We start from the raw sequence: 6,389 nt of genomic DNA on the forward strand, positions 1-6,389 counted from the left end.
AAAGACCGTAAATTATAAATAAATCCTATGCATTTAGTAGGAATTTGGAGGTTATATTAATGAGAGTTGCTAAAAACATTACGGATTTAATTGGCGAAACTCCTATTGTAAAATTAAATAGAGCTGCCGATGAAGACAGTGCAGAAGTCTATTTGAAATTAGAATTTATGAATCCTGGAAGTTCTGTTAAAGACCGTATTGCCTTATCCATGGTGGAAGAGGCTGAAAAACAAGGTGTTTTGAAAGCTGGAGATACGATTATTGAACCGACAAGTGGGAATACTGGAATCGGATTGGCAATGGTTGCAGCAGCCAAGGGATATAAATTAGTAGTAGTTATGCCAGATACAATGAGTAAAGAGAGACGAAATTTGTTGCGGGCTTATGGGGCAGAATTAATTTTGACACCCGGGGCAGATGGAATGAAAGGCGCAATTCAAAAATCAGAAGAATTAAAAGAGGAACATGGTTATTTTATGCCACAGCAGTTTGATAATGAGGCAAACCCAGAGATCCACGCCCGTACGACAGGAAAAGAAATTGTAGAACAAATGGACGATGGATTAGATGCCTTTATTTCAGGAATTGGTACTGGTGGTACGATTACCGGGGCAGGTAAAGTTTTAAAGGAACATTTTAAAGATATTAAAATTTACGCAGTAGAACCAGATGATTCCGCAGTATTATCAGGAGATTCCCCAGGTCCGCATAAATTACAAGGGCTTGGAGCTGGCTTTGTGCCTAAGGTGTTAGATACGGATGTATATGAGGATGTTATTCGTATCTCAAATGACGAGGCGTTTGAGACTTCTCGCAATGTGGCAAAATTAGAAGGCATTTTAGGAGGTATCTCTTCTGGTGCAGCAGTAGCGGCAGCACAGAAAATAGCTAAGAAGTTAGGTAAGGGAAAAAAAGTTTTGGCGATACTGCCGGATAATGGAGAAAGATACCTATCTACGCCATTGTATCAATTTGATAAGGATACTGAATAAGAATTAACTGCTCATAAAATGATGCTGAGGGCTAGCTACTCATTTAAAAATGTATGCTAGCTCTTTTTCGTTATTTTATGATAATATAAGTATGGTTAATCTAATGAAAGAAGGTCCGATGTAGTATGCAATTAAAAACGGCAGTAAAAACATATAATTTGGCAGAACGTACGCATATCATGGGCATTTTAAATGTTACACCTGATTCATTTTCTGATGGTGGAAGTTATACATCTATTAAGGAAGCAGTAAATCAAGCGATAGAAATGGAAAGGCAAGGGGCAGATATCATTGATATTGGCGGAGAATCGACAAGACCGGATCATGAGCCTGTCTCTTTAAAGGAAGAATTAAACCGAGTCATACCGATGGTTGAGGCCGTTAAATCAGCGGTGAATATTCCTATTTCCATCGATACATATAAAGCAGAAACGGCAAAGCAAGCGATCGATGCGGGTGCTGCCATTATTAATGATATATGGGGAGCAAAAAAAGAACCTGAAATCGCTAAGGTTGCTGCAGATAATAATGCACCAATCATTTTAATGCACAATCGAACGAATATGAACTATACATCGCTTCTCGGTGATATGAAGCAAGATTTACAGCAAAGTATCGATATTGCTTTACAGGCGGATGTAAAAAAGGAAAATATTATCCTTGATCCTGGGATAGGATTTGCGAAAACAATGGAAGATAATCTAGTAGTGATGAACAACTTGGAACAATTTTCCCAGCTTGGATATCCAGTTTTACTAGGTGCCTCTAGAAAGAGAATGGTCGGAAAAATATTAAATGATATTCCCGCAGAGCAACGGGATATTGGGACTGGAGCTACAACTTGTTTAGGAATCACGAAAGGAGTCCAAATTGTACGTGTCCACAATGTTAAGATACATAAAGATTTAGTAGATGTGATGGATACGATACGCCGTTATTAAAGGGGGGGTGAAGACGAATGCAGGATAGAATTTTATTAAATAATATGCAATTTTATGGCTTTCACGGTCTGTTCCCGGAGGAAAATAAACTTGGTCAACGATTTCATGTTGATCTAGAACTATTCACCGATCTGCAGAAACCAGGAAAAACAGACGACATGTCTGATTCTATTCATTATGGACATGTATATGAACTTGTCCAAAAAATAGTGGAAGGTGAGGCTAAAAACTTACTTGAAGCTGTAGCAGAAGAAATTGCAAATCAATTACTCGTCTCATTTGATATAATGGCTGCTTGCAAGGTAAAGGTCATAAAACCCGATCCCCCAATTGCTGGCCATTATCAGTCTGTTGCAGTAGAAATCTTCAGGGAGAAGGTATCATGAAAAAAGCTTTTATAGCACTGGGAACAAACATAGGACCACGCTTCACATATTTAAATCATGCAATAAGTGCACTGTCAGAGGTGGAAGGCATTATTATCTTAAAAAAATCATCCATTTATGAGACTGCACCGGTTGGTTACTTGGATCAACGTTATTTTTTAAACATGGTGATTCAAATAGAAACTTCCCTAGAAGCTATCGAACTATTGAATACATGTCAGACGATTGAACAACAATTAGGGCGAAAACGCACGATTCGTTTCGGCCCTAGAACAATAGATCTTGACATTTTAGTATATAATCAAGAAAATATAAAAACAGAGCGTTTATCAGTACCGCATCCACGAATGCATGAACGTGCCTTCGTGCTGGTTCCATTAGAGGAAATTGCTCCGTCCTTAAATATCCCAACATATAATAAAACGGCAGGAGACTTAATAAAGGATCTATCAGAAAGCGCAGAAAAGGATGTAACGACATGGACACCAAAAGAGTCGGCAGAAGAATAAAAGCATTTCGAAAGCTAAAAGGTTACACGCAAATTGATTTAGCAAAAAAAATAAATGTTCCTATAGCTCATCTTGGAGCAGTAGAACGAGGCACAATGATACCTTCTGGGGAATTATTGGATAAGGTATCCGAAAGTTTAAATATAAGTAAAGAAGAACTAATGTTAGAAGATATAAAAACGAAGGAGTAATGTTAAAAAACTGTATAAAGGAGGCTAAAACGATGTTTCAAATAGGAGATATATCTATTCCTAATCGAGTTGTACTGGCGCCTATGGCGGGTGTGTGTAATTATGCTTTTCGTTTAACGGTTAAGGAATTTGGCGCTGGACTGGTATATGCTGAAATGGTTAGTGATAAAGGAATCGTTAATAAAAATGAAAAAACAATGGGCATGCTTTTTATTGACGAAGAAGAAATGCCAATGAGTTTACAAATTTTTGGAGGAGAAAAAGATTCACTAATGGAGGCTGCGCAATTTGTTGATAAAAATACAAACGCCAGCATTATTGATATTAATATGGGATGCCCTGTTCCAAAAATTACGAAGTGTGATGCTGGTGCACGGTGGTTGCTTGACCCGGATAAAATTCATGAGATGGTTTCAGCAGTGGTAAAAACTGTTGATAAACCAGTAACAGTTAAAATGCGCAGTGGCTGGGATGAAGACCACATTTACGCCATTGATAATGCTAAAGCAATCGAAGCTGCTGGTGCGAAGGCGTTAGCTATTCATGGGAGAACAAGAAAACAAATGTATGAAGGATATGCAGATTGGGACATAGTCAAACAGGTGAAGCAAGCAGTTTCTATACCAGTTATCGGAAATGGAGATATCGATTCCCCTCAAGTTGCAAAACAGCGACTTGAAGAAACAGGCGTCGACGCAGTCATGGTAGGACGTGCTGCACTAGGGAATCCATGGATGATTTACCGTATTACCAAATACCTTGAAACAGGGGAACTATTAGATGAACCGTCCCCTATGGAAAAAATCAATGTCTGTATGCTTCACATGGATCGCTTAATTAAGATTAAAGGTGAAAAAATTGCAATTATGGAAATGCGTAAACATGCTGCATGGTATTTGAAAGGATTAAAAGGGAACGGAAGAATAAGAAGACGTATCAATGAAAGTGAAACAAGAGACGAGTTACTAAATATATTATATGATTACGCACATGAATTAGAAACCTCAATGAGAGCTTCCTAATTTTTAGTTCATTTTTGAACCTGTCAGTAACTTGCTGACAGTTTTTTCTTATGTATGTTCAAGATAGATGAAAGAAGTTTCTTTTTTCTATATACTAATGATAATAGTAGATGCCGATGTACATTGATGTATAATGTAAGAAATATTAGGTTTATAAGGGATCTTTTCTATAAACCATAATACTGGAGGGTTAATAGTGTCAGAAGAATTGAATGAGCAAATGAGTGTTCGACGCGAGAAGCTAAAGGATTATCAAGAAAAAGGGCTGGATCCTTTTGGCTGCAAATTTGTACGGACTCATTTGTCAAAAGAGCTGCAAGAATTATATGATACCTATTCAAAAGAAGAACTGGAAGAACGAGAGGACTATGTTACGATCGCCGGAAGAATGATGACAAAGCGCGGTAAAGGAAAAGCTGGGTTTGCACATCTCCAAGATGTTAGTGGTCAAATTCAGATATATGTACGAAAAGACGAAATCGGAGAAGAAGCATATGACATTTTCAAATCAACAGATATGGGAGATATCATAGGTGTTAGCGGTGTAATGTTTAAAACAAAAGTAGGGGAATTATCTGTTAAGGCAGCAGAATTTCATTTATTAACGAAGTCACTTCGTCCACTCCCTGAGAAATATCACGGATTAAAGGACGTTGAGCAACGATACCGCCAGCGCTATTTAGATTTGATTACCAATTTAGATAGCAGAGATACATTTGTACTACGGAGTAAAATATTACAGTCCATGCGTCGTTATTTAGATGAACTTGGTTATTTAGAAGTAGAAACGCCTATGATGCACGGTATCCCTGGAGGAGCAGCAGCACGTCCTTTTGAAACACATCATAATGCGTTGGATATACCTTTATATATGCGAATAGCTATTGAACTACACTTAAAGCGTTTAATTGTAGGCGGCTTAGAAAAAGTATATGAGATAGGTCGCGTATTCCGAAATGAAGGAGTCTCCACCAGACATAACCCTGAATTTACAATGATCGAATTATATGAAGCATATGCAGATTATAAAGATATTATGTCGCTGACAGAAAGTATGATTGCGCATATTGCTAAAGAAGTTTTAGGTTCGACAACAATTACGTACGGTGAAAACGAAGTCAATTTAAAACCGGAATGGACAAGACTTCATATGGTAGATGCTGTAAAAGAATATACAGGTGTAGATTTCTGGAAGGAAATGAGTGATGAAGAAGCTCGTGTATTAGCTAAGGAACATGGGGTTGAAATTAAAGATACCATGACTTTTGGCCATGTAGTTAATGAGTTTTTTGAACAAAAAGTAGAGGAAAGACTGATTCAACCAACCTTTATTTTTGGTCACCCTGTAGAAATTTCCCCTTTAGCTAAAAAGAATAAAGAAGATGGCCGCTTTACAGATCGATTCGAACTATTTATAGTCGGTCGTGAGCATGCCAACGCATTTAGTGAGTTAAACGATCCGATTGATCAACGTGCTCGTTTTGAATTACAGGTGGCAGAAAGGGAACAAGGGAATGATGAAGCACATCTTATGGATGAGGACTTCCTAGAAGCACTTGAATATGGAATGCCACCAACAGGGGGACTAGGTATTGGGATTGACCGTCTCGTTATGCTATTAACTAACTCACCATCCATAAGAGATGTATTGCTATTTCCGCAAATGCGCAATAAATAAGGTAAGATACAGGAAGACTCTACTGTCTAGAATTTTTTAAAGCAATTACTCGATATACGTGCCATTTCAATTTAGAAATAGCACGTATATTTTTTTATTAAAACAAGCTTAATGAGTGAGAAAGAAAGGAATGTAACTAAAAAGGATGTAAAAATGCACCTTGTTTAATATGTTTCCTTTTTAAGCAATCTTAGATAATAAGGAATATTTTTTGTTAATAAAGAAGAAGTCTTTATCGAATTGTATTTATGAAGTTTGGCATTATAATTTTAGTCATTACCCTTTAACTAAACCCATTTGTTGTTGTACTTATGACTAGAACTGTGCTTTATCAAACGTAAACAGTAAGGAGCAATAACAGAAAGCAAAGCATAACAGGCGTTGCAACATGTACTTGAGGCAGGAAATATTTTCTTTATACTTTTTTTAATAATTTGCTTGCTTTTGGAGAATAATCATGGTAAATTAATAAACGTTGCGTTGAACGGCAATAAAGTTCTTCAACTCCTTTAAAAATATTTTAAAAAAGTTGTTGACATTATCTTGTCAGCGTGATATATTAATAAAGTCGCCAATTTGAACGGCGAAGCACAATTTGCTCTTTGAAAACTGAACAAAACAACCAGTATGTCAAGAATATAGATGATAGCTTGTGGTTGTGGATGCAGAT

At 37.0% G+C, this 6,389-nt stretch carries 7 protein-coding genes; all 7 read left to right on the forward strand.

The annotated features are described in order from the left end of the window. Nucleotides 1-59 precede the first annotated feature (59 nt). The 7 genes from cysK (at nt 60) to lysS (ending at nt 5,719) form a co-directional block, all read left to right on the forward strand. A complete protein-coding gene (gene cysK / locus J2Z81_RS05465; protein ID WP_029268309.1) occupies nt 60-992 on the forward strand; it encodes a cysteine synthase A in 933 nt (310 codons plus the stop codon). A 125-nt stretch (nt 993-1,117) separates the two neighbouring features. Beyond that, the gene (folP, locus tag J2Z81_RS05470; protein ID WP_029268310.1) at nt 1,118-1,933 is read left to right on the forward strand and encodes a dihydropteroate synthase; all 816 of its coding nucleotides are present in this window, start codon (nt 1,118-1,120) and stop codon (nt 1,931-1,933) included. A gap of 17 nt (nt 1,934-1,950) precedes the next feature. Beyond that, a complete protein-coding gene (gene folB / locus J2Z81_RS05475) occupies nt 1,951-2,319 on the forward strand; it encodes a dihydroneopterin aldolase (RefSeq protein WP_029268311.1) in 369 nt (122 codons plus the stop codon). After that, nucleotides 2,316-2,828, forward strand: a complete 513-nt coding sequence (folK, locus tag J2Z81_RS05480) for a 2-amino-4-hydroxy-6-hydroxymethyldihydropteridine diphosphokinase (RefSeq protein WP_029268312.1) — start codon at nt 2,316-2,318, stop codon at nt 2,826-2,828. The genes folB and folK overlap by 4 nt, the downstream gene beginning before the upstream one ends. Continuing rightward, nucleotides 2,798-3,019: a helix-turn-helix domain-containing protein gene (locus J2Z81_RS05485; RefSeq protein WP_029268313.1), complete on the forward strand. Its 222-nt coding sequence runs from the start codon at nt 2,798-2,800 to the stop codon at nt 3,017-3,019. Before folK ends, J2Z81_RS05485 begins: the two co-directional genes overlap by 31 nt. Nucleotides 3,020-3,051: 32 nt before the next feature. After that, complete coding sequence (gene dusB, locus J2Z81_RS05490; protein WP_029268314.1) at nt 3,052-4,041, forward strand: tRNA dihydrouridine synthase DusB; 990 nt, start codon at nt 3,052-3,054, stop codon at nt 4,039-4,041. A 196-nt stretch (nt 4,042-4,237) separates the two neighbouring features. Then, complete coding sequence (gene lysS, locus J2Z81_RS05495) at nt 4,238-5,719, forward strand: lysine--tRNA ligase (protein ID WP_029268315.1); 1,482 nt, start codon at nt 4,238-4,240, stop codon at nt 5,717-5,719. The last annotated feature ends 670 nt before the right edge of the window (nt 5,720-6,389 follow it).

The organism is Virgibacillus alimentarius (assembly GCF_017874635.1).
Classification (GTDB): domain Bacteria; phylum Bacillota; class Bacilli; order Bacillales; family Amphibacillaceae; genus Virgibacillus_B; species Virgibacillus_B alimentarius.